The sequence below is a fragment of the Variovorax sp. 679 genome (genome assembly GCF_003952185.1).
In the GTDB taxonomy this organism is placed as follows: Bacteria; Pseudomonadota; Gammaproteobacteria; order Burkholderiales; family Burkholderiaceae_C; genus Variovorax.
On sequence record NZ_RXFS01000008.1, the window covers coordinates 249,211 to 273,072 of the forward strand.

Below are 23,862 nucleotides of genomic sequence, written 5' to 3' on the forward strand. Positions count from 1 at the left end.
GGAGGTTGCGGTCGGTCAGTTCTGCGCGGCGGCCTGCGTTGCAGGTCGGGGCTGCGCAGGCTGCCCCGGTGCGATCGCGGCGTTGGCCAGCTCGCCGCGGTTCCACCAGCCGCCGCCGAGCGCCTGGAAGAGGGCGGCCGTGTCGGCATAGCGCGCGGCCTGTGCCTGCACCAGCGCGGTGTGCGTCTGCAGCCAGGCCTGTTGCGCGGTCAGCAGCGTGACGTAGCTCACCGCGCCGGCGCGGAACTGCGCGGTCGACAGGTCGAGCGACTGTTTGGCGAGCGACTCGGCCGTGGCCTGTGCCTGCAGCGTGGTGGCGTCGAGTTCCAATGCGCGCAAGGCATCGGCGACGTTCTGGAAGGCGCCGAGCACGGTATTGCGGTACTGCGCCGCAGCCGAGTCGTAGGCCGCGACCGCCGCCCGCTGCTGCGCACGCAGGGCACCGCCGTTGAAGATCGGCTGCGTGAGCCCGGCGCCGATGCTCCACAGCGTGGTCGGCCCGGTGAACAGGTCGCGTGCGCGCAAGGAGGTGTTGCCGTAGCTGCCGCTCAGCTGGATCTGCGGATAGAGATTGGCCGTGGCCACGCCGACCGCCGCGCTGGCCTGGTGCAGCTGTGCCTCGCTGGCGCGCACGTCCGGCCGCTGGCGCGCGAGCTCGGAGGGCAACGACAGCGGCAGGGCATCCGGCAGCGAGAGGCTGGCAAGGTCGAACTCGGGCAGGCCTTCTTCCGACGGCAGGCGGCCCGCGAACACCGCGAGCTGGTGGCGCGTCTGCGCCAGCGACTTCTCGATGGGCGGCAGCGTGGCCTGCGTCTGCGCGACCTGCGTGCGCTGCTGCAGGACGATGGACTTCGGTATCGCGCCGGTGTCGAACTGCTTTTCGATCACGCCCAGCTGTTCGCGCTGCGCCTGCAGCACTTCGCGCGTGGCCTGCAACTGCGCGCGCAGCGCAGCTTCGCGGATGGCGGTGGTGACGAGGTTCGAAGTCAGCGTGAGGTATGTCGCCTCTACCTGGTAGCGCTGCGCCTCCACGGCGGCTTGCGCGCCTTCGATCTGGCGTCGCGAGCCGCCGAACACGTCGAGGTTGTAGCTGACGTTGACCGATGCGTTGTAGAGCGTGAGCAGCTGGCCGCCCGGCACCTGCGTGCTGACCTGCGAAGCGCGCTCGCGCTGCGCGCCCAGCTGCGCCGTGACCTGCGGCCACAGCAGGTTGCCCGACTTCGCGTCGTACGTGGCCTCGGCCTGCCGCAGCGCTGCCTGCGCGGATGCCAGCGTGGGGCTCTGGGCGAGCGAGGCGCGGATCAGCCGGTCGAGCGGTTCGGAGCGGAACACTTCCCACCATTGAGCGGGAATGTCGCGGCCCGGCAGCAGCTCCTGGGCCTGCCCTGCAGGCACGTCGGCCCGCACGGTGCGCGCGGGCATCGGTGCGGGCGTGTAGTCGGCGCCGCTGGCGGCGGCCGGCAGGTCGGGCGTCTTGAAGTCGGGGCCGACCGCACAGGCGCTCAACAGCAGCAGAACGGCGCCGAGCACGGCGCCCTGAACGGGCCACCCCGGTCGCGCGCGCGCAGGCGCAGCGCGCAACGACGAACCAGGGTGATCCTCCAACGCGTTGTTTTCTTGATTTGGCATGGGGCAGCGGTTGTACACCCGGAACGCCCGGGCTGCCTGACTTTCCTGAAGTCTCGTGGCCGCCGCCCCACGCCGCGAGGGGGCTGCGACGAAATTGGTACTACACAGTGCGAAATGCATGGGAGCGGCGCGAAACGCAGCGGCCTTTGGCGCGTCATCTTTTCTTTCGCCGCCGCCGAATCTGTTCAGTGCAGGTACCCGTATTGAAGACAGCCGCCGCCATTTCGCGGCGGTCGTTCATTCAATCAATCAGGAGCATCCAAATGCAACGCAGACTTCATCGCTTCGCCGCCGTCTCTCTCGCCATCGCACTGTCCGCCGGCGCGGTCTCGGCCCTTGCGGCTTCGGTCATGGTGGGCGGTGCGCCGATGCTGCCGACCAAGGACATCATCGACAACGCCGTCAACTCGAAGGACCACACCACCCTGGTCGCCGCCGTCAAGGCCGCCGGCCTCGTCGACACCCTCAAGGGCCCGGGCCCGTTCACCGTGTTCGCACCGACCAACGAGGCCTTTGCCGCGCTGCCGGCCGGCACCGTCGACACCCTGCTCAAGCCCGAAAGCAAGGATGCCCTGACCGGCGTGCTGACCTACCACGTGGTGGCCGGCAAGCTCGACGCCGCCGCGCTGAAGAAGGAGATCAAGGCCGGCAAGGGCTCCGCCGAACTGAAGACCGTGGCCGGCGGCATGCTCGTCGCCAAGGAAAAAGGCGGAAAGATCATGATCACCGACGAGAAGGGCGGCACCGCGACGGTGACGATCCCCAACGTCTACCAGTCGAACGGCGTGATCCACGTGGTCAACAAGGTGCTGCTGCCCAAATAAGCAAAGCACACCGCCCCCTTCCAGAAACACCGAGGAACCGGCTTTGCCGGGCCTCAGGTGTTGTCCCCGGTAGGGGGAAGGCGAAGCGACACGAAGTGCGCGAAGCCTGGGGGCGAGCAATTTTTTTCAAAAAAAAGCCCGCACGAGGCGGGCTTGAAGGTGACCTGCTGGAGGAGGGAGGATCAGAGGATGCAGGCCACAGGGAGAGACATGAATATCGCCTCTGAACCTGCACGCAACCTGACCTCGCTGAAATCCTGTTCCAGGCTAATTCCTGGCTCATTCTTCTCGCGTCTCACGCCCGATCAATCGAGCGTTTGATCTATCGGGCGATCAGTCCTCGTCTTCCCACTTGCCCACCACCGTGCCCAGGATGGAGAAGGGCGTGCGCACCGGCTCGTGGTTCGGGTTCAGCGGCAGCAGCCAGCGGCGGCCGTCGTCCTCCTTGAACACCTTGAAGGTGATCTCGCCGCTGTCTTCCAGCTTCGCGATGATGCGTTCGCCGTCGTCGGGCTTGCGCAGCGAGGTGTCGATGAAAACGATGGAGTCGGCCGGATAGCTCTTCAGGTGGCCGCTGGGCGAGGTCATGCTGTCGCCGCGCACGCGCAGCGCATAGCTCTGGAGGCTGTGATGGGCGATGCAGGGAATCCAGCGCTCGGCGCGCGGCTGCTGCGCGATCTCGTGGCTGTCCCAGTTGGCGGCGTCGGCCCAGGAAATGAGCGGCACGGTGCCGGGCGTGCGGGGGTTGAACGACGGGATCGAAGGCGGCGTGTGCGCCACCCGGTACGGGCCCGGTGGTTCGTTGGCCCTGTCGCGGGCCTGGCGGATCTGGTCTTCGTCCCAGGGGGCGGGGCCGTCGCCGGTGTCGAGCCAGTTCGGATCGGCCCGGTAGGCGCGCGCCAGCGCGAGCACGCTCATGGAACGGCTGACGTCCCCGCGCTCGATCTTGGAAATGCTGGACTGTTTGACGCCCGAAACCGCTTCAGCCTGTTTCTGGGTCATCTTGGCGAATTTGCGCGCGGCCAATGCGCGTTTGGCAATGCTGTCCATCGGATGGGGATTTAAGCCCAAACGAATATTCATCGCAAACTCTAGAATAGTTAAAAAAGGGAGGAATAGATGAAGCCACGGGAGTTGGTTCTGGCGCTGAGGGCCATGGGCCTCACGCAGAAGCAGATCGAACAGAGAACCGGCATTCCGCAGCCGACGGTCAGCAAGATCGGGCTGGGACGGGTCGCCGACGTGATGTCGCGCCACTATGTCGCGCTGGTGGCCGCCTACGAGCAACGGGTGAAGGAAGAGGCGCTGAGGGCCGCGCCGGAGGTCGGACGCCGGTCGTCGAGGCGATGAGCGGGCGGTGCGCGAACGATTGCCGTCGGGCTTGTGGCTCGACCGCGTGTTGTGCGTGCTGCTTGCGCTGCTGTCCCTCGCGGGGCTGGTCGCCGGGTTGATGCTGGGGCGCCCGGCCGTCGCCGGCGCCGGCTGCTTCGGGCTGGTCTGCGCGGCGTGGGCGGCGCAGGTGCTGTTCGACCGCGAGGCGCTCAGGCGCTCGCGTGCGGTTCGGGCGGCGCGAGAGCGAGGGTGGCGCTGACGCGAACGCAGTCCTTGATGTGCTGCTCGCCAAGGGCGCGCAGCGCCGCGTAGCCGAGCGCGGCCGACACGACCTGCCCGGCGATGGGCACGTACTTGGTCGCCTGCTTGGCCGTGAGGCGCACGCCCGCATGTTTGGCGAGCCGGATCAGCAGGTCGCGCGTGACGAGCCGCCCCACCAGCAGGGCGCCCACCGTGGTTGCGGCCTTCTGGATGCGCTCCCGCTGGTGCGGCGCGAGCTTTTCGACCTGGGTGACCGAAAGACCGAATTCCGCGCTGATCTGCGGCACCAGCCGCGACAGCAGCGCCGCGTCGGCCATCCAGTCGAGGCCGGGCAGGGGCACCGCGCTGGCCGCGGCCGCCATCAGCGCCTTTCGACCGATGAGGCGGCGGCTGCGGTGGATGGCGGCAATGAGCTTTTCATCACCCCGGGCCAGTTCGATGGCAGACGGCATCCGGCGACTCCCTTGCTGTTGCTGGGTTTCAGCTTCAGGCCGCGAGGGCTTCCAGCTGATCCGACAGGGCCAGCCAGCGCTCCTCCAGACGGCCGATTTCATCGTTGAGCGCCTTCAGCCGCTTGCCGGCCTCGGCAATCTCCGCGGAAGGCAGCGGCTGGGCCAGGCGTGCCTCGAGTTCGGCGCGCTCGGTGCCGGCCTTGGCCAGGCGCTCGTCGATCTGGGCGATCTCGCGCTTGATCGGCTTGGCCTGGTCGCTGCGCTGCTGGCGCTCCTGGGCGTCCTGCTTGCGCTGTTGCGGGGCGACTGGAGCGGCTGCCGCCGCGGCGGCAGCGGCGGCGGTTTCCGCCTCGCGCACCGCGACCTTCGCCTCTTCGCGCAGGCGCTTGGCCTCGTCGAGCAGGTAGCGCTGGTAGTCGTCGAGGTCGCCGTCGAAGTCGCCGACCACGCCGCGGCCCACCAGCCAGAACTCGTCGCACACCGAGCGCAGCAGCGCGCGGTCGTGGCTCACCAGCATCAGCGTGCCTTCGAACTCGTTGAGCGCCACGGCCAGCGCCTCGCGGGTGGCCAGGTCCAGGTGGTTGGTCGGTTCGTCGAGCAGCAGCAGGTTGGGGCGCTGCCACACCATCATCGCGAGCACGAGGCGGGCCTTCTCGCCGCCGCTCATGGTGCCCACGGGCTGCTTGACCATGTCGCCGCTGAAGTTGAAGCTGCCCAGGTAGCCGCGCAACGCCTGTTCGCCTGTGGGCTCCTTGGCGTTGCTGCCCAGCTCGCGCGCCAGGCGCACCATGTGCTCGAGCGGGTTGCTCCCGGGGTGCAGCACGTCGAGTTCCTGCTGCGCGAAGTAGCCGATGTTCAGGCCCTTGCCCTCGGTGACCTGCCCGGCCAGCGCGCCCATTTCGCGCGCGATGGTCTTCACCAGCGTCGACTTGCCCTGGCCGTTGGCGCCCAGGATGCCGATGCGCTGGCCCGCCAGCACCGAGCGGTTCACGCCGCGCAGGATGGTCTTGGGTTCTTCGTCTTCAACCACGTAGCCGAAGCTCGCATTGCTGATCGACAGCATCGGGTTCGGGATGTTGCCCGGCTCCTTGAATTCGAAGCTGAAGTCGGCCTCGGCCAGCAGCGGCGCCACCCGTTCCATGCGCTCCAGCGCCTTGACCCGGCTTTGCGCCTGCTTGGCCTTGCTGGCCTTGGCCTTGAAGCGGTCGATGAACTTCTGCAGGTGGGCGATCTTGTCCTGCTGCTTGGCGAAGGCCTGCTGCTGCTGTTCCATCTGCAGCGCGCGCATGTCCTCGAACTTGCTGTAGTTGCCGCCGTAGCGCGTGAGCTGGGCGTTGGCGATGTGCAGGGTGACGTCGGTCACGGCATCGAGGAACTCGCGGTCGTGGCTGATGACGATCATGGTGCCCGGGTACTTCTGCAGCCAGGCCTCGAGCCACACCAGCGCGTCCAGGTCCAGGTGGTTGGTGGGTTCGTCGAGCAGCAGCAGGTCGCTCGGGCACATCAGCGCGCGGGCGAGCTGCAGGCGCATGCGCCAGCCGCCCGAGAAGCTGTTGACGGGCTGGTCGAGTTCGTGCGACTTGAAGCCCAGCCCCAGGATCAGCGCCTGCGCACGCGGCACGGCGTCGTGCTCGCCGGCGTCGGCCAGGTCGGTGTAGGCGTGGGCCAGCTCCATGCCGATGTCGGCATCGTCGGGGTTCTCGGCGTAGGCGGCCTCGATGGCGGCCAGCGACTCGCGCAGCTCGGTCAGGCGGGTGTCGCCGCCCACCACGAAGTCGGTGGCCGACTCCTCGGTCTCGGGCATGTTCTGCGCCACCTGGGCCATGCGCCACTGCTTGGGCACGGAGAAATCGCCGCCGTCTTCGTGCAGCGTGCCGTTGAGCAGTGCGAAGAGGGTCGACTTGCCGGCGCCGTTGCGGCCCACCAGCCCGACCTTCTCGCCGGGGTTGAGGGTGACGGTGGCGCCGTCGAGCAGGACCTTGGCGCTGCGGCGAAGAATGACGTTCTTGAGAGTGATCATGAAAGAGGAACCGTAGGGGCGATTATCCCGCCCGTGCCTTCGGCCCCCCGGAAAAGGGGCAAAGGCGCGGGGGAATGCGCGGGGATTGCGCGGGAAAATCGCCCGGTGAATGGGGTTTCGCGGCCAATGGCTGCGAGAAAGCGGCTGAAGGGGGCTTGGGTGGGCGCAGCTAACGCGCACCGGCGCCGGCCACCAGCGCGTCGCGGGTGACAAGCAAGACCTGGTCCTCGCCCGCCGAGGTTTCGAGCCAGACGACCTCGAGCTGCGGGAAGGCCGCTTCGAAATACTCGCGCTCGTTGCCGATCTCCAGCACCAGCACCGCCCGCTCGCTCATGCGCGAGGGCGCGTCGGCGAACAGCTGGCGCACGAAATCCATGCCGTCGGTGCCGCCGGCCAGCGCCAGTTCGGGCTCGGCGCGGTACTCGGCGGGCAGGGCGGCCATGCTGGCGCTGTTCACGTAGGGCGGGTTGCACAGCACGAGGTCGTACGGGCCGGGCAGGTTCTTCAGGCCGTCCGATTCGATCAGCGTGACGCGGGTGTCCAGCTCGTGGCGCGTGACATTGATGGCCGCCACTTCGAGTGCGTCCACCGACAGGTCGGCTGCATCCACCGTCACTTCCGGGTAGGTGAGCGCCGCGAGCACCGCGAGGCTGCCGTTGCCGGTGCACAGGTCGAGCACGCGCTGCGTATGTTCGCCCAGCCAGTAGTCGATGCTGCCGTCGGCGATCAGCTCGGCGATGAAGCTGCGCGGCACGATGGCGCGCTCGTCCACGTAGAACGGCACGCCTTGCAGCCAGGCTTCCTTCGTGAGGTAGGCGGCGGGCTTGCGCGTGGCGATGCGTTCGTCGATAAGTGTGGCGACCTTGGCTGCGTCGGCAGGCGACACGGGCCTGTCGGCTACGCCGTCGAGGTCGTCCAGCGGCAGCTTCAGGCGCCACAGCACCAGCCAGGCGGCTTCGTCGAAGGCGTTGGCGGTGCCATGGCCGAAGGCCACGCCGGCGTCGTCGAGCCGCTTGGCGCCCGACTCGATGAGTTCGATGACGGTGCTCATCCTGCGAGCGCAGCGTCCAGCCGCTTGATGGTGCGCAGGTAGAGGTTCTTCAGCGTCTCGATCTCGGCCACGTCGATGTGCTCGTCGATCTTGTGGATGCTGGCGTTCACCGGGCCGAGTTCGACCACCTGCCTGCAGATCTTGGCGATGAAGCGCGCGTCGCTGGTGCCGCCGCTGGTCGACAGCTCGGTCTCGATGCCGGTCTCGTCGCGGATGGCGTCCTGCACGGCAGTGACCAGCTCGCCCGGTGTGGTCAGGAAGGGCAGGCCGCCGATGGTCCAGGCCAGCGTGTAGTCGACCTTGTGCGTGTCGAGCACCGCATGCACGCGCTGCTGCAGCGACTCGGGCGTGGATTCGGTCGAGAAGCGGAAGTTGAAGTCGATCACCGCGCTGCCCGGGATCACGTTGCTCGCGCCGGTGCCCGAATGGAAATTGCTGATCTGCCAGCTGGTTGGCTGAAAGTAAGGGTTGCTCGCCCCGTCCCAGCCGCCGGCGGTGTTGATGGCCACCAGCTCGGCCAGCGCGGGCGCGACCGCGTGTACCGGGTTCTTCGCCAGGTGCGGATAGGCGATGTGGCCCTGCACCCCCTTGACCGTGAGCTTGCCGCTCATGGTGCCGCGGCGGCCGTTCTTGATCATGTCGCCGCAGCGCTCCACGGCCGTGGGTTCGCCGACGATGCAGTAGTCGATGACCTCGCCGCGTGCGGCCAGCGTGTTGCAGACGACGACGGTGCCGTCGACACCGGGGCCTTCCTCGTCGCTGGTGAGCAGCAGGGCCAGCGTGAGCTTCGGCTCCGGTTGCGCCTGCAGGAACTCCTCGATCGAGGTGACGAAAGCCGCGACCGAGGTCTTCATGTCGCAGGCGCCGCGGCCGTAGAGCTTGCCGTCGCGGTGCGTGGGGGTGAAGGGGTGGCTGGTCCACTGCTCGACGGGCCCGGTGGGCACCACGTCGGTGTGGCCGGCGAACACGAGCGTCTTCGTGGCCTTGGCTGCCGTGGGGCGGCGCACCGCCCACAGGTTGGTCACCTGGAAGTCGGCAGGGCCGCTCTCGATTGTTTCCAGCGTGAAGCCCAGCTTCGCCAGCCGCTCGCCGAGGATCTGCTGGCAGCCCGCATCGTCGGGTGTGACGGAGGGGCGCGAGATGAGTTGTTCGGCGAGCTGGAGCGTACGGGACATCGGAAAGGGGCTGGGTTCAGAACTTCACGTCTAGCGTGATGTCGGTAAAGGTGGGTTCGTCGACCTGATCGGTGAGGTTGCGGTCGTCGACCTGCTGCTTGGGTGCTGCACGGTTCTGCAGGCGCCACATGAGGTTGGTGGGGGAGTCGGCTTGCGACAGGCCTTCTTCGCGGGTGACGCGCTCCTCGATCACGAGGCGGGCGATGTCTTCCTCGAAGGTCTGCGAGCCTTCGGCCATGGACTTTTCCATGGCCTCTTTCACGCCGGAGAAGTCGCCCTTCTCGATCAGCTCGGCCACCAGCGCGGTGTTGAGCAGGACTTCCATTGCCGGCACGCGGGCGCCGGCCGGCGTGCGCAGCAGGCGCTGCGACACGATGGCGCGCAGCGCGCCGCCCAGGTCGCCCAGCAGCGTGGGGCGCACCTCGACGGGGTAGAAGCTCAGGATGCGGTTCAGCGCGCGGTAGCTGTTGTTGGCGTGCAGCGTGGCCACGCAAAGATGGCCCGACTGAGCGTAGGCGATGGCGGCGGTCATGGTGTCGCGGTCGCGGATTTCGCCGATCTGGATCACGTCGGGCGCCTGGCGCAGGGCGTTCTTCAGGGCCGTCTGCAGCGAGGTGGTGTCGCTGCCCACGTCGCGCTGGTTCACCACCGACTTCTTGTTTGTGTAGGTGAACTCGATCGGCTCCTCGACCGTGAGGATGTGGCCGCTGGCGTGCTCGTTGCGGTAGTCGAGCATCGAGGCCAGCGTGGTGGTCTTGCCCGCGCCGGTGGCGCCGACCATGAGGATCAGCCCGCGACGCTCCATGATGAGCGTCTTCAGGATGTCGGGGAGATTCAGCTCTTCGAAGCTGGGAATCCTCGAGGCGATGTGCCGCACCACCACCGCGTAGGTGCCGCGCTGGCGCATGGCGCTTATGCGGTAGTTGCCGGCGTCTTCGAGGTGCACGGCCATGTTGAGCTCGCCCGTGCTTTCCAGCTCCTGGATGCGCGCGGCCGGCACCACCTCGGACAGCAGCGCCAGCGGTGCGGTGGGCGGCAGCACCTGCGCGTTGACGGGCAGGCAGATGCCGTTGATCCGGATCTGCACCGGGGAGTGGGCCGAGAGATAGATGTCGGATGCCTTGCGCTCGGCCATCAGACGAAGAAGCCGTTCCATCATGTTCATCGGTCTCTCTCCTCGGGTGCTTTTTGAATCATTCGTGAGCCGCGTGCAAACCGTGTGCTTCGCGGGGAACGCCGCGGAACCGGCTTTGCCGGGCCGCAGGCGTTGCCCCCTGCAAGGGGGTGTGCGAAGCGACACGAAGTGCGCGCAGCATGGGGGTGTGCCAGGTTCAGTCGCGCAGCAGGTCGTTGAGGCTGGTCTTGGAGCGCGTCTGCGCGTCGACCGTCTTCACGATGATCGCGGCGTAGGTGCTGTAGTCTTGGCCAGACTTGGTCTTCTTGGGCAGGTTGCCGCTGATCACCACGCTGCCGCTCGGCACGCGGCCGTACGAGATCTCGCCGGTGTCGCGATTGAAGATCGGGGTGCTCTGGCCGATGTACACGCCCATGCCGAGCACGGAGTTCTCTTCGACGATCACGCCTTCGACGACTTCGGAGCGTGCGCCGATGAAGCAGTTGTCCTCGATGATGGTCGGGTTGGCCTGCAGCGGCTCCAGCACGCCGCCAAGGCCCACGCCGCCCGACAGGTGCACGTTGGCGCCGACCTGCGCGCACGAACCCACGGTGGCCCAGGTGTCGACCATGGAGCCTTCGCCTACGTAGGCGCCGATGTTCACGTACGAGGGCATCAGGATCGCGCCCTTGGCGATGAAGCTGCCGCGGCGGGCCACGGCCGGCGGCACGATGCGCACGCCCGAGTCCTTCAGTTCGTTGGCCGACAGGTGCGAGAACTTGGTCGGCACCTTGTCGTAGAAGCCGAGCGAGCCGGCCTGCATCTGCTCGTTGTCCTTCAGGCGGAACGACAGCAGCACGGCCTTCTTGATCCACTGGTGCACGGTCCACTTGCCCACGCCTTCGCGGGTGGCCACGCGCAGCTTGCCGTTGTTGAGTTCGGTGATGACGTGCTCGACGGCGTCGCGCACTTCGGCCGGCGAGGCGGCGACCGAGATGTTGGCGCGGTCTTCCCACGCGGCGTCGATGATTTGTTGCAGTTGCTGGGTCATGAAGGGTCTCGGATGAAAAATTGGAGCAGGAAAGCGAAGCAGGTCAGCGCCGGGCGTCCTTGCAGAAACGGACGATGCGCCCGGCGGCCTCCACGCATTCGGCCGTTTCGGCAACAAGCGCCATGCGGATGCGGCCCCGGCCGGGGTTGGCGCTGTGCGCTGTGTCTCGCGCCAGATAGCTCCCCGGCAGAACCGTCACATTGTATTGAGCGTAGAGCGCCCGGGCGAAGGCTTCGTCGTCGCCAGCCCACACTTCGGGCACGCCGGCCCAGAGGTAGAAGCTGGCGTCGGGCAGCCGCACGTCGAGCACCGGCTCCAGCAGCGGCGTGACGGCCGCGAACTTGGCGCGGTACTGGGCGCGGTTGTCGACCACGTGCGACTCGTCGCCCCAGGCCGCGATGCTGGCCGCAGCCACGGCACCGCTCATGGCGCTGCCGTGGTAGGTGCGGTAGAGCAGGAATTTCCTGATGATGGCCGCATCGCCCGCCACGAACCCGCTGCGCAGGCCGGGCACGTTGCTGCGCTTGGACAGCGAGGTCAGCGCGATCAGGTTGCGGAAGTCGGGCCGGCCGAGCTTCACCGAGGCTTCGAGTCCGCTGAGCGGGGGCTCGTCGCGGAAGTAGATCTCGCTGTAGCACTCGTCGGCGGCGATCACGAAGCCGTGGCGGTCCGAGAGGGCGAAGAGCTTCTTCCACTCGTCCAGCGACATCACCGCGCCCGTCGGGTTGCCCGGCGAGCAGACGAACACCAGCTGCGTGCGCGCCCAGATGGCCTCGGGCACGCTGTCCCAGTCGACCGCGAAGTTGCGCGCGGGCACGCTGGGCACGTAGTACGGCTCGGCGCCCGAGAGCAGGGCCGCGCCCTCGTAGATCTGATAGAACGGATTGGGCGACAGCACCACCGGCTGCGGCGAAGCGGTCGGGTCGACCACCGTCTGGGCCAGCGAGAACAGCGCCTCGCGCGAACCATTGACCGGCAGCACCTGGGTGGCCGGATCGAGGGAGAGGCTGTAGCGGGTCTTGAGCCAGCTGGTGAAGGCGGTGCGCAGCTTCAGTTCGCCGGCGGTGGCGGGGTAGGCGGCCAGCGCGCCGAGGCTGGCGCTCAGGGCATCCTTGATGAAACCCGGCGTGGCGTGCTTGGGTTCGCCGATGCCCAGGCTGATGGCCGGGAACTCGGGGTTGGGCGTGACGCCCGCGAACAGCTGCTTCAGCCGTTCGAAGGGGTAGGGTTGCAACCGGGAAAGCAGGGGATTCATGGCCGGGATTATCGGTGACAGGTCTTACCGCTCCCGGCGAAGCGGCTACTCGCGCAAGCCGCCGGCGAGGCGGTCAGGTCGCGCTGCGGCGATAGAAGGCCAGCGAGCCGGCCAGCGCCAGCAGCATGCCGCCGCAGGCGCGGTCGATCCAGCGCGTGGCCGACACGGTCAAAAGCCGGATCGCCCGGGCGCCCACGAAGGCGTAGGCCAGCATCACGGCCATGTCCAGGCTCGCGAAGATCAGTGCGATGACGACGTACTGCGGCGCCTGCGCGGCCGACGGGTCGATGAACTGCGGCAGCAGTGCCGAGCAGAAGATGTAGCCCTTGGGGTTGGTTACCGCCACGAGGAAGGACTTGAAGAAGATGCGGCGGCTCTCGCCCGCCGTGACCGAAGGCGCCGCGTCGGCAGCCGGCAGGTGGAATCCACCCTTGGAACGCAGCATCCGCAGCCCCAGCCAGGCGAGGTAAACCGCGCCGACCCACTTCAGCATCGAGAACCAGAATTCCGACGCCGCCAGCAACGCGCCCAGGCCCAGCGCCACGGCACCGACCAGCACGAAGTCGGACAGCACCGCGCCCAGCATGCCCGGCAGCGCGCGCCGCACGCCGTGGCGCGATCCGTTGCTGAGCGCCAGCAGCACCGTGGGGCCGGGCGTGGCGATGGCGGCGAAGGCCACGATGGCGAAAAGCAGGGCGGTTGCGAGCGTCATCGGGGCAGTCTCCTTGTATGTTGCTGCGGGGGACGGGGGCTGGAACTAGATCTTCTTGACCAGCACCAGGCTCTTGCGGTCCCAGTTGTACTTGCGCTTGCGCGCCTCGGGCAGCCAGTCGGGGTTGACTTGCTGGAAGCCGCGCTTGAGGAACCAGTGCATGGTGCGGGTGGTGAGCACGAAGATGCTTTCCAGGCCCATGGCCTTGGCGCGGTGCTCGATGTGCTTGAGGATGCGCTCGCCGTCGCCCTGCGACTGCGTGTGCGGCGACACGGTGAGCGCGGCCATTTCGGCGGTGCGCTCCTCGGGGTAGGGGTAGAGCGCCGCGCAGCCGAAGATCACGCCGTCGTGCTCGACCACCGTGTACTGGTGGATGTCGCGCTCGATCTCGGTCCGGTCGCGCTTGACCAGCGTGCCGTCGCGCTCGAAGGGCTCGATCAGCTGCAGGATGCCGCCGATGTCATCCACCGATGCCTCGCGCAGGCTCTCGAGCTTCTCGTCGATCACCATCGTGCCGACGCCGTCGTGCACGTACACCTCCAGCAGCAGCGAGCCATCGAGGGCGAAGGGCAGGATGTGGTTGCGCTCAACGCCGGCCTTGCAGGCCTTCACGCAGTGCTGCAGGTAGAAGGCGGTGTCCGTCGGCTTCTGCGGCGGCGGCAGGGAGGCCAGCAGCTTCTCGGCGGCGTCCAGCGGCAGTTCGGTGTCGATCGGGTTGTCTTCGCTCTCGGGCAGCTCGCTGTCGATGCGGATGCCGGGAATTTCCGTGAGGAAGATCAGCTTGTCGGCCTGCAGCGAAATGGCGACGCTGGTGGCGACCTCTTCCATCGTCAGGTTGAAGGCTTCGCCGGTGGGAGAGAAGCCGAAGGGCGACATCAGCACCATCGCGCCAAAGTCCAGCGTACGGCGGATGCCGGCTGCGTCCACCTTGCGCACCAGGCCCGAATGCTTGAAGTCCACACCGTCGACCACGCCCACCGGGCGCGCGGTGATGAAGTTGCCCGAAATCACCCGCACCGTGGAGCCGGCCATCGGGGTGTTGGGCAGGCCCTGGCTGAAGGCGGCCTCGATCTCGTAGCGCAGCTGGCCGGCGGCCTCCTGGGCGGAGTCGAGCGCCACCTCGTCGGTGATGCGGATGCCGTTCGAATACTTCGCCTCGTGCCCCTTGGCCGCGAGCTGCTCGTTGACCTGCGGACGGAAGCCGTGCACCAGCACGATCTTCACGCCCATGCTCTGGATCAGTGCCAGGTCCTGCGCGATGTTCTGCAGCTTGCCCGCCGCGATCGCCTCGCCCGCGAGCCCGACCACGAAAGTCTTACCGCGGTGCGTATGGATGTAAGGCGCGACCGAGCGGAACCAGGGCACGAAGGTGAAATTGAAGACGGTGGACATGGGGCGTGATTGTGCATTCATGAAAGGGCGTTTGCCTGACTCGGGCGAATCAGGCGATCGCACGCAGCACGCGGGCCGCGCTTGCCGGAACAGACCCGCCGCCGCCCGCGCCGGGCGAGGGCGGCGGCAGTCCGGCGTGACCGGCGCGGAAGGTCGCCAGCAGCGCCGCGTAGGCGTCGGTGGCGGCACCCGTGGCCGGGTCCGGCAGCTCCAGCATCGCGGCCAGCTGGGCGGGCGCGATGGAGCCTTCGCGCAGCAGCGCGTCGACCACCGCCATCAGCGCCGGCGTATGCGTGTCGAGCAGCGCCAGTGCGCGTGCGTGCTCCTGCGCCAGCAGGGCCTCGATCTCGGGGTTGGTGACCGCGATGTCGGTGTTCACGTTGTCGTTCGGGTCGTTCGCGACGTCGGTGCGGCTCAGGCGCGTGCCGAAGGCGAAATGGCGAACGTACTGCGCCGCATAGGCGGTCGCCTGCATGAAGTCCTGGGTGGCGCCCGAGGTGCAGGCCTGCTCGCCGAACACCAGCTGCTCGGCCGCGCGGCCCGCGAGGCTCACGCAGATGCGGTCGCGCAGGTTCTCCTTCGACCAGGCCTTGCGCTGCTCGTAGCTGTTGTAGCCGCCTTCGAACGAGGCCACGTTGATCTTGATCTCCTGCGGCGCGCGGCCGAACAGCAGGCCGTAGGCCACGCCGTGGCCCGCCTCGTGCACGGCGAGCAGGGCGCGGAAGTCCTCGCTCGAGCGCTGCTTGAGGCGGTTCAGCTCCAGCGCGACCGGGAACTGGCGGCGCGCCTTGCGGTACTTCGCGGTGATGGCCGAAACGCCCGCGTCCAGCGTGAGCCAGACCGGATCGCTGCCGTTGGCGCCTTGCTCCAGCGCCCACAGCGCGGCGTTGACCAGCGTGGCGCTCAGGATCGCGTGGATCGACGAGAACAGCGGGCGCGTGCCCTGCGCCGGAAACACGGCGTTGGCGTAGATCTGCTCGTACACGCTCGCGTCCAGCACGAAGCGCACGCCGGAGCTCTCCTGGATCTCGGCCACGTAGCGGTCGCAGATCGACAGGATCAGGCGCACGTAGGTCGCGCGGTTGAACGAGGGATAGATCACGTGGTTGTTGCCCAGGCGCGCGATCTGCTCGGGGCGGAAGCGCTCGGCCAGCGCCTTCTTCACGTCGATGACGGAGAGCTTCTTCGTCAGGGCGTGGAAGATGTCGGCGTCGGTGTCGCAGTCTTCGACCCGCTGGGCCGTCTCGGCATACATCTCGTCGAGGTTGCCCGAGACGAACACCAGCAGCTTGCTGTAGTCGGTCTCCCAGCCCTGCTGCGTGTCGCGGAAAGCGCGCAGGCGCGCGTGCACCTCGGCGGGCTTCCACGCCATGATCTGCAGCAGGGTCTCGGAGAGCTTCAGGCAGCGCTTCACCTCGCGCGCCTCCCAGGGCGACAGGTGCAGCTTGCGCTTCTTGTCTTCCTTCTTGTTCTTGTCGGTGCCGTCGCGGTCCTGCGTGTACTCGGCGTACGCGAGCGAGGACTCGATCTCGCCGAGCATCGAGAGCGCGGGCGGCAGGCGTCCGTCGGACAGCAGCGCCCACACGTCCCGGTAGCGCTCGACCTTGGCGTCGCTGCCGTTGCCTTCCACCGTGCGGAAGCGCTGGAATTCGTCGAGCACCAGGATGCCCGGCATGCCCTCGGCGATACCCGATTCGGCCAGCATGGCGGAGATGGAACCGCGGCTGTGATAACCCGAGCCATGGCTGAAGCCGTCCATCTGCACTTCGATGAAGCGGTCGTAGAAGCCCAGGTGCTGCGCGAGCCTGCGCACCAGCTGCGTCTTGCCGGTGCCGGTGAGGCCCCAGAGGCAGACGATGACGGGACGGCTGATGAGTTGCGGCAGCACATACCAGGCGCGCAGCGAATCGATCACGCGATCGATGATCTCGTCGATGCCGAAGAGCTCGGTCTTCAGTGCCTCGGCGACGGTCTGCAGGTGGCGAGTGCGCTCGGCGAGCTCGGCATGCAGTTGGGAACGGATGTCTTTGGACATGTTTTTCTTTTTCGAATCGAACAGGTACGGAGAAGCGGCCGTTCCTTCGGCATGAAGGAATCGGCAGGCGTGACGCTGTGGGTGTCGGTTGCGGCGCTTCTGTGTCCGAAGCGCGCCGACAAGGTCGAGGGCGCGGGCTTCAGGCCGGGCGAGGCAACTTGACCCTTCCATGCGCACTGGGCGCACGGCTTGCGCAGCGACGGCGCAAGGTGATGGGGGCAAGGCGATAGGACATGGACGCGATCGTAGTGGTGGTTTGCAATTGAGTAAAGACTATTTACGGATCGTGTTGCAGCGAAGCCGCGCGCTGTGGATGCCGTGCAACAGCCGCGGTGCGCGCCGATAATCAGCGGTTTGCCTGCCGCGCCGGCCCGACGACTGCCTTCCCTTGACGACCACGACACCGCTCCGCATCGAATTCCCTGAATCGCTCCCTGTCTCGGCGAGGCGCGACGAGATCATGGCCGCCATCTCGGCGCACCAGGTCGTGATCGTCTGCGGCGAGACGGGCTCGGGCAAGACCACGCAGTTGCCGAAGATCGCGCTCGCGCTGGGCCGCGGCAAGCTCAACGCCGAGCCTGGCAAGGGCCGGCTCATCGGCCACACGCAGCCGCGCCGCATTGCCGCGAGCTCGGTGGCCAAGCGCATCGCCGAAGAGCTGAAGACGCCGCTGGGCGACGTGGTCGGCTTCAAGGTGCGCTTCCAGGACCGCCTCTCGCGCGACGCCTCCGTCAAGCTGATGACCGACGGCATCCTGCTGGCCGAGACGCAGACCGATCCGCTGCTGAAGGCCTACGACACGCTCATCATCGACGAGGCTCACGAGCGCTCGCTGAACATCGACTTCCTGCTGGGCTACCTGCGCGAGATCCTGCCGCGCCGGCCCGACCTGAAGGTGATCGTCACCTCGGCAACCATCGACGCCGACCGCTTCGCGCAGCACTTCGCCTCGGCGAAAGGCCCGGCGCCGACCATCTTCGTCTCGGGCCGCACCTATCCGGTCGAGCAGCGCTACCGCCCCTTCGAGGAGTCGCGCGAGCACGACCTGAACGACGCCATCGCCGACGCGGTCGACGAGCTCTGGCGCGACCCGCACAACGCGGGCGACATCCTCGTCTTCCTGCCCGGCGAGCGCGAGATCCGCGAGGCGGCCGACCACCTGCGCCGCCACCTGAGCCACCAGCCGCTGCTGCGCAGCGCCGAGGTGCTGCCGCTGTTCGCGCGGCTCTCGGGCCCCGAGCAGGACCGCATCTTCGACGGCCACACGGGCCGGCGCATCGTGCTGGCCACCAACGTGGCCGAAACCTCGCTCACGGTGCCGGGCATCCGCTACGTGATCGACACCGGCACGGCGCGCGTCAAGCGCTACAGCTTCCGCAGCAAGGTCGAACAGCTGCTGGTCGAGCCGATCAGCCAGGCCGCCGCCAACCAGCGCGCGGGCCGCTGCGGCCGGGTGGCGAACGGCATCTGCATCCGGCTCTACGACGAGAAGGACTTCGAGGGCCGACCGCGCTTCACCGACCCCGAAATCCTGCGTTCGTCGCTGGCCGGCGTGATCCTGCGGATGAAGTCGCTTCGCCTGGGCGACGTGGCGCGCTTCCCGTTCCTCGAGGCCCCGTCGCCGCGCGCGATTGCCGACGGCTACCAGCTGCTCAACGAGCTGGGTGCGGTCGACGACGCCAACGAGCTCACGCACACCGGCGCCGAGCTGTCGAAGCTGCCGCTGGACCCGCGCGTGGGCCGCATGATTCTCGAAGCCCGCTCGCGCAGCGCGCTGGAAGAAGTGCTCATCATCGCCTCGGCCCTCAGCGTGCAGGACGTGCGCGACCGCCCGATGGATGCGCAGCAGCAGGCCGACCAGGCGCACTCGAAGTTCGACGACGAGAAGAGCGAGTTCAGCGGCTACCTGCGGCTGTGGAAGTGGATCGCCGACGCGCGCGGCGGCCACGGCGACACCCACAAGCTCAGCAACCGCCAGTACGAACAGCTGTTGCGGCAGAACTTCATCAACATCCGCCGCGTGCGCGAGTGGCGCGACATCCATTCGCAACTGCTCACGGTGGTGACCGAGCACAAGTGGCGCATCAACGCCGAGCCGGCCGGCTACGAGGCTCTGCACATGTCGATGCTGTCCGGCCTGCTGGGCAACATCGGCTGGAAGCTCGAAGACGACGAGGCTTATCTCGGCGCGCGCGGCATCAAGTTCTACCGGCATCCTGGCGCGCACCTGAAGAAGAAGCCCGGACGCTGGATCGTCGCGGCCGAACTGGTCGAGACGACCCGGCTTTTCGGACGCGGCATCGCCAACATCGAGCCGCAGTGGCTCGAACAGGTGGCGGGGCATCTGCTGAAGAAGCAGCTGCTCGATCCGCACTGGGAGAAGAAGGGCGCGCAGGTCTCGGCGCTGGAGCGCGCAACCTTGTACGGGCTGGTGGTCTACAGCGGGCGGCGCGTCGACTTCACGCGGGTCGATCCGGTCGCGGCGCGCGAGATCTTCATCCGCGAGGCGCTGGTCGGCGGCCAGTGGGAAAGCAAGTTCCCGTTCCTGCAGGCCAACCGCAAGCTGGTGCGCGAGGTGGAAGGACTGGAGCACAAGTCGCGCCGGCAGGACGTGCTGGTCGACGACGAACTGATCTTCGCCTTCTACGACGCCCAGCTTCCGGCCGACGTCGCCAGCGGCATCACCTTCGAGAACTGGTATCGCCAGGCCTCGAAGGAGCAGCCGCGTCTGCTGTACCTGACGCGCGACGAGCTGATGCGCCACCAGGCGGCGGGCATCACGACGCAATCTTTCCCGCCGACGCTGCGGCTCGGCGGCGTCGATTGCGCCGCGGGCTACCTGCACGAGCCCGGCGACGCGAAGGACGGGCTCACGGTGAGCGTGCCGCTCTTCGTGCTCAACCAGGTGAGCGAGGAGCGCTGCGAGTGGCTGGTGACGGGCATGCTCAAGGACAAGATCCAGGCGCTGCTCAAGAGCCTGCCGCAGCGCCCGCGCTCGCGGCTGGTGCCGCTGCCCGAGTCGGCCTCGAAGCTGGCGGAAGAACTGTCCGTGCCCGAACTCTTCGGCACCGGCTCGCTGACCGACGTGCTGCTCAAGCGCGTGCGCGACATGACCAGCATCGACGTCAGGCGTGCCGACTTCAAGCTCGACATGCTGGCGCCGCACCTGTTCATGAACCTGCGCGTGATCGACGAGCACGGCCGGCAGCTGGGTATGGGGCGCAACCTCGGTGCGCTGAAGGCCGAGCTGGGCGCGCAGGCGCGCGGGGCCTTCCAGGCGCTGGCGGGTTTGAACGTCAAGGCATCGCCCGAGAAGAAGGCGGTTGCCACGCCTGACGATCGCTCGAAGGCGCCCTCGACGAAGGCGGCGGATGCGCCCGCGCCCGCAGCACTGCCCGCGGGCCAACGCTACACGGCCTGGACCTTCGGCGAGCTGCCCGAGCTGATGGAAGTGCGCCGTGGCTCGCAATCGCTGATCGGCTTCCCGGCACTGCGCGACGAAGGCGACGCGGTGACCATCGAGGTGTTCGACGAGCCCGCCGTGGCGGCTGCCAAGCACCGCGCCGGCTTGCGCCGCCTGTTCGCGCTGCAGCTCAAGGACGCGCTCAAGTACCTCGAGAAGAACATCCCCGACCTGCAGAAGATGTCCGTGGCCTACATGCCGCTGGGCACTTCCGAGGAACTGCGCACGCAGATCGTCGACGTGGCGATCGACCGCGCATTCCTCCAGGAACCGCTGCCGACCGACGAGTTCGCCTTCAAGCGTCGGCTCGAAGAGGGGCGCGGCCGCCTCACGCTGATCGCGAACGAAGTGGCCCGGCTCGCATCGACCATCCTCGTCGAATACGCCGCGGCCGCGCGCAAGATCAAAGACACGAAGATCCAGCCAGACGCCGTGCAGGACGCTGCGCAGCAGCTTCAGCGCCTTGTCGGCAAGCGTTTCATTGCCGACGCGCCGTGGACGCAGCTGCAGCATTTCGCGCGCTACCTGAAAGCGATCGTGCTGCGGCTCGACAAGCTGCGTGCAGACCCGGCGCGCGACACCGCCAAGCTCGCCGAACTGAAGCCCCAGGATCAGCGCTATTGGCGCCTGGTGGCCGAACGCAAGGGCGTGGTGGACGATCGCATGCTCGAATTCCGCTGGCTGCTCGAGGAACTGCGCGTGAGTTTCTTCGCGCAGGAGCTGCGCACGCCGCAGCCGGTGAGCGTGAAGCGGCTCGACAAGGCCTGGGCGCAGCTGCAGGCCTAGGCCCGGCTATATGCGTCCCATGAGCACGAGGATCACGACGATCAGCACGACCAGGCCGACGCCGCCGCTGGGCCCGTAGCCCCAGGCGCGGCTGTAGCCCCAGCTGGGCAATGCGCCGACCAGTATCAGGATCAGGACGATCAGCAGGATGAGCGAGAGCGACATGGTTTCTCTCCAGGGCGTTGTTGTGATGAGCCTTCATGCTCGCCCCACCATGTCGCGCGCATCGCCGGAGGGCGGCCCCTCTGGCGGTCAGGCAACGTCCTACCGTGGGCGTCGGCGCTTTGCCGTTGTCTGCGCAGGCAGGAAGAGCAGCGCTGCCGTCACCAGCAGAAAGACTGCGCCCAGCCCGCCCGTGATGGCCGCGCCGCCCCACAGCGAGAAGAAGCCGTCGAGCCTGGCTTCCTGCGGGTTTCGCGGATCGAAGAAGACATCGACCGTCTCGCCCACTTCGTAGGCCGGCGGGCTGCTGCTGCTCGACGGCGCGAACTCGATGATTTCGCCGGACGGCGCGTTGAAGCGCACCAGCGGCTTCCAGGTGCCCGATTCGTTGCGCTCCGAGCTTTCCACATGGAGCAGCCGCACCACTTCGCCTTGCGTGCGGCTGGCCGATTCGATGAAGGACGTCGTGTTGTGGTGCAGCAGCCAGGCCACGGCGCACAGCACGATGCCGACCGCACCGAAAACGAGCCTCAGGATCGTGATGGGGTTCTTCATTCGGGCAGGGGCCTGCCCAGCAGTGCCGCTGTCGCAATGGCGCCGAGGCTGGACAGCACGATGCACATGACCAGGAATGCGATCGCGCCAAGGGTCGCAACGAGCGCCTTGGCGAAAGGCCGGGTGCGAAAGAAGTAAAGCGGCACGCCCAACGGTGGAAAGAGGCCGGCCACCAGCGCCGAGCGGCCGGGCGGCAGCACGCCGCGCACGAGCCCGTCGGCCCTGCACCACGTGTAGCACAGGGCCCCGATGAGCAGGCTGTGGATCACGTCGATGACGGAGTAGGGCTTGCCGGCCATCTGCGGCACGATGGGCGAGAGCACGCCGGCCACGACGAACGAGAGCGCCAGCGCAAGGAGCACCCGCCGCGGCCTGTTCATCGTCATGGCCATCTGGCGGCGGGGCCTTGCGTTGCAGGCGTCAGAGGCGCGCGAGGCGCTCCAGTGCCGCGAGCAGAGTCTCGTCCTTCTTGGCGAAGCAGAAGCGCACTACGCGCTGGTCGAAGCCGTTGCCGTAGAAGGCCGAAAGCGGAATGGCGGCCACACCGATCTCGCGCGTGAGCCACAGGCAGAACTCGGCTTCCGACAGGTCGCTCACCGCCGAGATGTCCACGCACTGGAAGTAGCTGCCCTCGCTGCGCAACAGCCTGAAGCGGGTCTTCTCGGCCAGGCCGGCGGCGAACAGGTCGCGCTTGCGCTGGTAGAAGGCCGGCAGCTCGAGGTACGGCTTCGGCTCGGCCATGTACTGCGCCAGCGCGTGCTGCATCGGCGTGTTCACGGTGAACACGTTGAACTGGTGCACCTTGCGGAACTCGGTCATCAGCGGGGCCGGCGCGGCCACGTAGCCGACCTTCCAGCCGGTGACGTGATAAGTCTTGCCGAAGCTGCTGACGATGAAGCTGCGCGCTGCCAGCCCCGGAAAGCGCGCCACGCTTTCATGGCGGGCGTTGTCGAACACCATGTGCTCGTAGACCTCGTCGCTGATCACGAACACGTCGGTGGGCGCGAGCAACTCTTCCAGCTGGCGCATCTCGGCCTCGGTCCAGACCGTGGCGCTCGGGTTGTGCGGCGTGTTGATGATGATGGCGCGCGTGCGCGGCGTGAGCGCGGCGGCGATCTTGTCGAAGTCGGGGCGGAAGGTGCCCGGCACGAGCGGCACGCGCACCACGCTGCCGCCGGCCAGCTCGATGTTGGGCACGTAACTGTCGTAGCAGGGCTCCAGCACGATCACTTCGTCGCCCGGGCGCACCACCGCGAGGATGGCCGTGATGATGGCCTGCGTGGCGCCGGCGGTGACGGTGATCTCGCTGGCCGCGCTGTAGTCATGGCCGTACTGCGCCGAGATCTTGGCCGCGATCGCCTCGCGCAGCGCCGGAATGCCGGGCATCGGCGGGTACTGGTTGTGGCCCGCGGCCATGGCGGCCGTCACGTCCTCGAGCAGCTTCGGGTCGCAGTTGAAGTCAGGGAAGCCCTGGCCCAGGTTGACCGCGTTCTTCTCGGCCGCCAGGGTCGACATGACCGTGAAGATGGTGGTGCCGACGGAAGGCAGCTTGGTGCCGACCTCGGGGGTGCGGGGGGATCGAGCCGTGCTCATAGTTCGTAGTCTTGTTGGTGGCCGCTCAGGGCCTTGGCGATCAGGTTGCGGTCGAGGCGGTCGGAGAGCAGCTCGGCGAACTTGAAGACGAAGTTGCGCAGATAGGCGCTGCGCTTGAACGCGACCCGCGCGATATTCTGGCCGAACACATGGCCCATCGGGCGCACCACGAGATCGGCATTCGACTCGTCGCGCACGGCCATCTCGGCCACGATGCCCACGCCCAGTCCGAGACGTACGTAGGTCTTGATCACGTCCGAATCGATGGCTTCGAGCGCGATGCGCGGCGTGAGCTTCTTCTGGGCGAACGCATGGTCGATGCGCGTGCGGCCGGTGAACGACGGGTGGTACGTGATGATCGGCTCGCTCGCCAGGTCCTCGAGCGAAACGCGCTCCTTGGAGGCCAGCGGATGGTCCTTGGGCAGCACCAGCACGTGCTGCCATTCGTAGCAGGGCAGGGTCACGAGTTCGGCGTAGCCGTCGAGCGATTCGGTGGCGATGCCGATCTCGGCGATCTCGTCGATCACCATGCGCGCCACCTGGTCGGGCGAGCCCTGGTGCAGGCTCACGTTGACCTTGGGGTAGGCCTCGCGCAGGTTGGCCACGGGCACCGGCAGCACGTAGCGCGCCTGGGTGTGGGTGGTGGCGATGGAGAGGGTGCCGCTGTCCTGTGCGCTGAACTGCTCGCCGATGCGCTTGAGGTTGCCCACCTCGCGCATGATCAGCTCGATGCTGGCGATGACGTGCTGGCCCGGCTCGGTAACGCGTTTCAGCCGCTTGCCGTGGCGCGCGAAGATCTCGACGCCCAGTTCTTCCTCAAGTTCGATGATGGCCTTGGAAACGCCGGGCTGCGAGGTGTGCAGCGCCTTGGCCGCCTCGGTGAGGTTCAGGTTGCGCCGCACGGCTTCCTGAACAAACTTGAACTGATGCAGATTCATATCAAATTCCGTCTTATTGCGGAATTCATTATGCCTTCGGAATCTATCGAAATTGCCGGATG

At 67.5% G+C, this 23,862-nt stretch carries 21 protein-coding genes; 4 read left to right on the forward strand and 17 right to left on the reverse strand.

Going from position 1 to position 23,862, the window contains the following annotated elements; all coding sequences use genetic code 11:
* Positions 1-15: 15 nt before the first annotated feature.
* Entirely contained in the window at positions 16-1,530 is a 1,515-nt protein-coding gene (locus EJO71_RS22085) for an efflux transporter outer membrane subunit (RefSeq protein ID WP_240651858.1), read from the reverse strand.
* Positions 1,531-1,892: 362 nt separating this feature from the next.
* Here EJO71_RS22085 and EJO71_RS22090 point away from each other — a divergent pair, with 362 nt between their 5' ends.
* Entirely contained in the window at positions 1,893-2,453 is a 561-nt protein-coding gene (locus EJO71_RS22090; RefSeq protein WP_125950803.1) for a fasciclin domain-containing protein, read from the forward strand.
* A 333-nt stretch (positions 2,454-2,786) separates the two neighbouring features.
* On the opposite strand, the gene EJO71_RS22095 is transcribed toward EJO71_RS22090, so the two are convergent.
* Complete coding sequence (locus EJO71_RS22095; RefSeq protein ID WP_346428060.1) at positions 2,787-3,536, reverse strand: LexA family transcriptional regulator; 750 nt, start codon at positions 3,534-3,536, stop codon at positions 2,787-2,789.
* Between the two features lie 36 nt (positions 3,537-3,572).
* Here EJO71_RS22095 and EJO71_RS22100 point away from each other — a divergent pair, with 36 nt between their 5' ends.
* Both EJO71_RS22100 and EJO71_RS22105 read left to right on the forward strand, forming a co-directional pair.
* The gene (locus tag EJO71_RS22100; protein WP_125950805.1) at positions 3,573-3,803 is read left to right on the forward strand and encodes an XRE family transcriptional regulator; all 231 of its coding nucleotides are present in this window, start codon (positions 3,573-3,575) and stop codon (positions 3,801-3,803) included.
* 7 nt (positions 3,804-3,810) lie between these two features.
* Positions 3,811-4,044: a hypothetical protein gene (locus EJO71_RS22105; RefSeq protein WP_125950806.1), complete on the forward strand. Its 234-nt coding sequence runs from the start codon at positions 3,811-3,813 to the stop codon at positions 4,042-4,044.
* Here EJO71_RS22105 and EJO71_RS22110 read toward each other — a convergent pair.
* The 10 genes from EJO71_RS22110 to EJO71_RS22155 form a co-directional block, all read right to left on the reverse strand.
* Entirely contained in the window at positions 3,995-4,498 is a 504-nt protein-coding gene (locus EJO71_RS22110; protein WP_125950807.1) for a hypothetical protein, read from the reverse strand. The two genes, EJO71_RS22105 and EJO71_RS22110, sit on opposite strands and share 50 nt — an antisense overlap.
* A gap of 34 nt (positions 4,499-4,532) precedes the next feature.
* Positions 4,533-6,518 carry an ATP-binding cassette domain-containing protein gene (locus EJO71_RS22115; RefSeq protein WP_125950808.1) on the reverse strand — a complete coding sequence of 662 codons (1,986 nt, stop codon included), beginning with the start codon at positions 6,516-6,518 and terminating at the stop codon, positions 4,533-4,535.
* A gap of 169 nt (positions 6,519-6,687) precedes the next feature.
* Positions 6,688-7,569: a 50S ribosomal protein L3 N(5)-glutamine methyltransferase gene (gene prmB, locus EJO71_RS22120; protein WP_125950809.1), complete on the reverse strand. Its 882-nt coding sequence runs from the start codon at positions 7,567-7,569 to the stop codon at positions 6,688-6,690.
* A complete protein-coding gene (dapE, locus tag EJO71_RS22125) occupies positions 7,566-8,744 on the reverse strand; it encodes a succinyl-diaminopimelate desuccinylase (RefSeq protein ID WP_125950810.1) in 1,179 nt (392 codons plus the stop codon). Before dapE ends, prmB begins: the two co-directional genes overlap by 4 nt.
* A 16-nt stretch (positions 8,745-8,760) precedes the next feature.
* On the reverse strand, positions 8,761-9,909 hold the full coding sequence (locus tag EJO71_RS22130; RefSeq protein WP_125950811.1) for a PilT/PilU family type 4a pilus ATPase: 1,149 nt from the start codon (positions 9,907-9,909) through the stop codon (positions 8,761-8,763).
* A 166-nt stretch (positions 9,910-10,075) separates the two neighbouring features.
* Positions 10,076-10,909 carry a 2,3,4,5-tetrahydropyridine-2,6-dicarboxylate N-succinyltransferase gene (gene dapD / locus EJO71_RS22135; protein WP_125950812.1) on the reverse strand — a complete coding sequence of 278 codons (834 nt, stop codon included), beginning with the start codon at positions 10,907-10,909 and terminating at the stop codon, positions 10,076-10,078.
* A 43-nt stretch (positions 10,910-10,952) separates the two neighbouring features.
* Positions 10,953-12,164 (reverse strand): succinyldiaminopimelate transaminase, encoded by a 1,212-nt coding sequence (gene dapC, locus EJO71_RS22140; protein ID WP_125950813.1) that lies wholly within the window; start codon positions 12,162-12,164, stop codon positions 10,953-10,955.
* A 73-nt stretch (positions 12,165-12,237) separates the two neighbouring features.
* The gene (locus tag EJO71_RS22145; RefSeq protein ID WP_125950814.1) at positions 12,238-12,876 is read right to left on the reverse strand and encodes a LysE family translocator; all 639 of its coding nucleotides are present in this window, start codon (positions 12,874-12,876) and stop codon (positions 12,238-12,240) included.
* 45 nt (positions 12,877-12,921) lie between these two features.
* Positions 12,922-14,268 (reverse strand): amino-acid N-acetyltransferase, encoded by a 1,347-nt coding sequence (argA, locus tag EJO71_RS22150; protein WP_125950815.1) that lies wholly within the window; start codon positions 14,266-14,268, stop codon positions 12,922-12,924.
* A 49-nt stretch (positions 14,269-14,317) separates the two neighbouring features.
* Positions 14,318-16,303, reverse strand: a complete 1,986-nt coding sequence (locus tag EJO71_RS22155; protein WP_125950816.1) for an AAA family ATPase — start codon at positions 16,301-16,303, stop codon at positions 14,318-14,320.
* A 460-nt stretch (positions 16,304-16,763) separates the two neighbouring features.
* Between EJO71_RS22155 and hrpA the strand changes: the two genes are divergently transcribed.
* Complete coding sequence (hrpA, locus tag EJO71_RS22160; protein ID WP_240651491.1) at positions 16,764-20,552, forward strand: ATP-dependent RNA helicase HrpA; 3,789 nt, start codon at positions 16,764-16,766, stop codon at positions 20,550-20,552.
* 6 nt (positions 20,553-20,558) lie between these two features.
* Here the strand turns inward: hrpA and EJO71_RS22165 are convergent, their stop codons facing one another.
* The 5 genes from EJO71_RS22165 to EJO71_RS22185 all read right to left on the reverse strand — a co-directional run bounded on the left by EJO71_RS22165 (position 20,559) and on the right by EJO71_RS22185 (position 23,800).
* The gene (locus EJO71_RS22165) at positions 20,559-20,717 is read right to left on the reverse strand and encodes a DUF3309 family protein (protein ID WP_125950818.1); all 159 of its coding nucleotides are present in this window, start codon (positions 20,715-20,717) and stop codon (positions 20,559-20,561) included.
* A 99-nt stretch (positions 20,718-20,816) separates the two neighbouring features.
* Positions 20,817-21,269, reverse strand: a complete 453-nt coding sequence (locus tag EJO71_RS22170) for a DUF3592 domain-containing protein (protein WP_125950819.1) — start codon at positions 21,267-21,269, stop codon at positions 20,817-20,819.
* Positions 21,266-21,655, reverse strand: coding sequence for a rard protein (locus EJO71_RS22175; RefSeq protein WP_240651477.1), 390 nt, complete (start codon positions 21,653-21,655; stop codon positions 21,266-21,268). Before EJO71_RS22175 ends, EJO71_RS22170 begins: the two co-directional genes overlap by 4 nt.
* A 34-nt stretch (positions 21,656-21,689) precedes the next feature.
* Positions 21,690-22,862 carry a pyridoxal phosphate-dependent aminotransferase gene (locus EJO71_RS22180; RefSeq protein WP_125950821.1) on the reverse strand — a complete coding sequence of 391 codons (1,173 nt, stop codon included), beginning with the start codon at positions 22,860-22,862 and terminating at the stop codon, positions 21,690-21,692.
* A complete protein-coding gene (locus EJO71_RS22185) occupies positions 22,859-23,800 on the reverse strand; it encodes a CysB family HTH-type transcriptional regulator (RefSeq protein ID WP_125950822.1) in 942 nt (313 codons plus the stop codon). The genes EJO71_RS22180 and EJO71_RS22185 overlap by 4 nt, the downstream gene beginning before the upstream one ends.
* Between the last annotated feature and the right edge of the window lie 62 nt (positions 23,801-23,862).

What these genes read in the sequence shown, in the direction of transcription:
- EJO71_RS22090 (WP_125950803.1), top strand. Translation starts at nt 1,893, where the DNA reads ATGCAACGCAGACTTCATCGCTTCGCCGCCGTCTCTCTCGCCATCGCA.
- EJO71_RS22095 (WP_346428060.1), bottom strand. Translation starts at nt 3,536, where the DNA reads ATGAATATTCGTTTGGGCTTAAATCCCCATCCGATGGACAGCATTGCC.
- EJO71_RS22100 (WP_125950805.1), top strand. Translation starts at nt 3,573, where the DNA reads ATGAAGCCACGGGAGTTGGTTCTGGCGCTGAGGGCCATGGGCCTCACG.
- EJO71_RS22110 (WP_125950807.1), bottom strand. Translation starts at nt 4,498, where the DNA reads ATGCCGTCTGCCATCGAACTGGCCCGGGGTGATGAAAAGCTCATTGCC.
- EJO71_RS22115 (WP_125950808.1), bottom strand. Translation starts at nt 6,518, where the DNA reads ATGATCACTCTCAAGAACGTCATTCTTCGCCGCAGCGCCAAGGTCCTG.
- prmB (WP_125950809.1), bottom strand. Translation starts at nt 7,569, where the DNA reads ATGAGCACCGTCATCGAACTCATCGAGTCGGGCGCCAAGCGGCTCGAC.
- dapE (WP_125950810.1), bottom strand. Translation starts at nt 8,744, where the DNA reads ATGTCCCGTACGCTCCAGCTCGCCGAACAACTCATCTCGCGCCCCTCC.
- EJO71_RS22130 (WP_125950811.1), bottom strand. Translation starts at nt 9,909, where the DNA reads ATGAACATGATGGAACGGCTTCTTCGTCTGATGGCCGAGCGCAAGGCA.
- dapD (WP_125950812.1), bottom strand. Translation starts at nt 10,909, where the DNA reads ATGACCCAGCAACTGCAACAAATCATCGACGCCGCGTGGGAAGACCGC.
- dapC (WP_125950813.1), bottom strand. Translation starts at nt 12,164, where the DNA reads ATGAATCCCCTGCTTTCCCGGTTGCAACCCTACCCCTTCGAACGGCTG.
- EJO71_RS22145 (WP_125950814.1), bottom strand. Translation starts at nt 12,876, where the DNA reads ATGACGCTCGCAACCGCCCTGCTTTTCGCCATCGTGGCCTTCGCCGCC.
- argA (WP_125950815.1), bottom strand. Translation starts at nt 14,268, where the DNA reads ATGTCCACCGTCTTCAATTTCACCTTCGTGCCCTGGTTCCGCTCGGTC.
- EJO71_RS22155 (WP_125950816.1), bottom strand. Translation starts at nt 16,303, where the DNA reads ATGTCCAAAGACATCCGTTCCCAACTGCATGCCGAGCTCGCCGAGCGC.
- hrpA (WP_240651491.1), top strand. Translation starts at nt 16,764, where the DNA reads ATGGCCGCCATCTCGGCGCACCAGGTCGTGATCGTCTGCGGCGAGACG.
- EJO71_RS22165 (WP_125950818.1), bottom strand. Translation starts at nt 20,717, where the DNA reads ATGTCGCTCTCGCTCATCCTGCTGATCGTCCTGATCCTGATACTGGTC.
- EJO71_RS22170 (WP_125950819.1), bottom strand. Translation starts at nt 21,269, where the DNA reads ATGAAGAACCCCATCACGATCCTGAGGCTCGTTTTCGGTGCGGTCGGC.
- EJO71_RS22175 (WP_240651477.1), bottom strand. Translation starts at nt 21,655, where the DNA reads ATGACGATGAACAGGCCGCGGCGGGTGCTCCTTGCGCTGGCGCTCTCG.
- EJO71_RS22180 (WP_125950821.1), bottom strand. Translation starts at nt 22,862, where the DNA reads ATGAGCACGGCTCGATCCCCCCGCACCCCCGAGGTCGGCACCAAGCTG.
- EJO71_RS22185 (WP_125950822.1), bottom strand. Translation starts at nt 23,800, where the DNA reads ATGAATCTGCATCAGTTCAAGTTTGTTCAGGAAGCCGTGCGGCGCAAC.